Origin of the sequence: Micromonospora tarensis, from assembly GCF_016803395.1 — a bacterium.
GTDB classification, from domain to species: Bacteria; Actinomycetota; Actinomycetes; order Mycobacteriales; family Micromonosporaceae; genus Micromonospora; species Micromonospora tarensis.
This window is the reverse complement of sequence record NZ_JAEVHL010000423.1, coordinates 1-2977: the sequence shown is the minus strand read 5'-3', so window position 1 is coordinate 2977 and position 2977 is coordinate 1. Positions and strand designations below refer to the sequence as shown.

2 protein-coding genes are annotated in these 2977 nt (G+C 71.4%); one reads left to right on the top strand and one right to left on the bottom strand.

Annotation, left to right across the window (positions count from 1 at the left end; all coding sequences use genetic code 11):
- Nucleotides 1-876: alpha/beta fold hydrolase (locus JM949_RS34980; RefSeq protein ID WP_203152344.1), on the bottom strand; the 876-nt coding region annotated here is incomplete at its 3' end.
- Between the two features lie 278 nt (nucleotides 877-1154).
- Here JM949_RS34980 and JM949_RS34975 point away from each other — a divergent pair.
- Entirely contained in the window at nucleotides 1155-2861 is a 1707-nt protein-coding gene (locus JM949_RS34975) for a bifunctional metallophosphatase/5'-nucleotidase (RefSeq protein WP_203152343.1), read from the top strand.
- Nucleotides 2862-2977 lie beyond the last annotated feature (116 nt).

Sequence of the window (2977 nt, the reverse complement as noted above, 5' to 3'; positions counted from 1 at the left end):
CCGGCCACCCGCCCCATCGCGGCTGTCCGGTGCCGGCGTGGCTGTTTCGTGCCGGCCTGGCTGTGGGTGCCGGCGTGGCGGGTCAGTCGAGCAGGAACTCGCGCAGCGCCGGGGCGAGCGTCGCCGGTGGCACATCATGGTTGCCACCGTCCAGGCTGACGGACCGGCCACTCGGGACGCCTCGGCGGCGGCCCGACTCGCGTCCCGTAGCCACTGGGGACTGCCGGTGCTGTGCACCGTGAGGGTCGGCACGGTGATGGCCGCCAGCCGGTCGGCGGGGAACCGCCCGCCCGCGGTGACGATCGCGTCGTACGGCAGGGTGTGCGCGATCGCCGTCAGCCCACCCCAGATCGGTTGCGACCGCATTTCGGTGATCTGCTCGGCCGGCAGCCCCACCGCGGCGCTGAGGAACAGCTCCACCGCGCCGTCCCGGTCGTCGGCGGCGATCAACTCGATGAGCTGCGCGGTGATGTCAGTGCGGACGTTCACGTGCGGGCCGACCTGGAATGGCGGCTCGAACAGGACCAACCCGCTCACCGGCAGGCCCTGCGCGGTGGCGAGGGCGGACAGGACCGCACCGGAGGAGATCCCGTAGACAGCGGCGGACCCACCCGCCGCGGCGATCAGGGCAGCCAGGTCGTCGATCTCCCGGCCGATCTCGTACGGAGCGGTGTCGCCGCTGAACCCCCGACCTCGACGGTCGTAGCTGAAGACGGTGAAATCCGGTGCCAACTCGGTGGCCAGGGCTCCGGTCGTCCGGCGATCACTGAACGCGCCGCCGACCAGGATGATGGCGGGCCCGGCCCCGGACCGTTCGAACGCGATCGGCGTGCCGTCGACCGATCGCACCTGCTCCACCGAAGTCGTTCCGCTCATCATGCCGCTCCCCGTCCCGCGTTGGCTGCCCCGTCCTTTCTAGACGCTGGGTCCGACGTTGTCCGGCAGACCGCCGCAACCGGCGATCGATCGAGGTCCGGGTGTACCCGCAGCTCGGATGTGCTGCCTGGGTCGACCGGTCGGCGTCCGGATGAGAGGCTGTCGGCGAGCGGCCAGCCTCACCCGCCGCCAACCGCGACCCTTCCGACGGCGTCGGTCGGCGGCCCGGTCGAACCACCGGCCGGGCACCGTACGCGCCGATTCTCACGAGGAGATCCATGTTCATACCCGGGATGCGTCGGGCCGGTATCGGTCTGACCGCGCTCGCGGTGGCCGCCCTCGGCGCGGTCGCCACCAGCCCTGAGCCGGCCGACGCGCGACCGAAGCCGGTCGACGTCACCCTGCTGGCCCTCAACGACTTCCACGGCAACCTCGAACCGCCGAGCGGGTCCAGCGGCACCATCGCCGGGCAGACCGCCGGTGGCGTCGAGTTTTTGGCCACCCACCTGGCCGAGCTGCGCGCCGCCGCCAAGAAGAAGAACACCATCACGGTCGCCGCCGGTGACCTGATCGGCGCGTCCCCGCTGCTCTCCGCCGCGTTCCACGACGAGCCGACGATCGAGGCGCTGAGCATGGCCGGGCTGGACTACGCCAGCGTCGGCAACCACGAGTTCGACGAGGGTGCCGCCGAGCTGCTGCGGATCCAGAACGGCGGCTGCCACCCGGTGGACGGCTGCGCCGACGGAACCCCGTACCGCGGCGCCGGATTCAAGTATCTCTCCGCGAACGCCTTCAAGACCGCGACCGGCAAGCCGCTGATGGCGCCGTACGCGATCCACAAGGTGCAGGGCGTCAAGGTCGGCTTCATCGGCATGACCCTGGAAGGCACCCCGCAGATCGTCAGCCAGCAGGGCGTCGCCGGCCTCAGCTTCGCCGACGAGGCGGACACCGCCAACCGGTACGCCCGCGAGCTGCGTCGCAAGGGCGTGCAGGCGATCGTCGTCCTGCTGCACGAGGGTGGCGCCCAGGCCGCGACCGGCGGGATCAACGACTGCGTCGGCATGACCGGGCCCATCGTGGACATCACCAACCGGATGGACCCGTCGATCGACGTGGTGGTCAGCGGGCACACCCACCAGGCGTACAACTGCGACATCAACGGCAAGCTGGTCACCAGTGCCAGCTCGTTCGGCCGCCTGGTCACCGACATCGACCTCAAGATCGATCGCCGGAGCGGGGACGTCATCTCCGCCGCCGCGAACAACGTGGTGGTCACCCGGGACGTCGCCAAGGACCCGAAGCAGACCGCGCTGATCGACCGGTACAAGACGGTGCTCGGCCCGGTCGCCGACCGCCAGGTCGGAGTGACCAACCAGGCGATCACCCGGAGCCAGGAAACCCTCTTCGGTACGAGTCTGGGCGAGTCGCCGCTGGGCAACCTGATCGCCGACGCACAGCTCGCCGCCACCGACGACGAACAGAACGCCGTCGCCGCCTTCATGAACCCGGGCGGGGTCCGGGCCGACCTCGACGCCGGCCCGGTCACCTACGAGGAGGCGTTCACGGTGCAGCCGTTCGCCAACAACCTGGTGACGCTGGACCTGACCGGCGCACAGCTCTACTGCGTCCTGGAGCAGCAGTTCGTCACCAACCGGACGCTGTACCCGTCGGCGACGGTGGGTTACGTGGTCGACCCGAACGGCACCACCGGCACGACGGCCGAACCGTGCGCCGGCACCCGTGTGGTGCGGGGCAGCCTCACCCTCGGCGGCACGCCTGTCGACACCGCCGCCACCTACCGGGTGACGGTGAACAACTTCCTGGCCGGCGGCGGTGACGGCTTCAGCGCCCTCACCGGCGGCACCAACCTGGTCACCGGCCAGATCGACCTGGACGCGTTCGTGAACTACCTGACCGCCCAGTCGCCGGTCTCCGCGCCGACGCTGGACCGGATCCGCACCACCGCCGAGGTCCCCGCCGCCTGACGGCCGACCCCGCGACGATCGGGCCCGGAGCACTCGCTCCGGGGCCCGACCCCGTCCGCGCCGCCGCTGTCCCCGCCGCCGCGCTGTCCCCGCGCCGCGCTGTCCCCGCGCCGCGC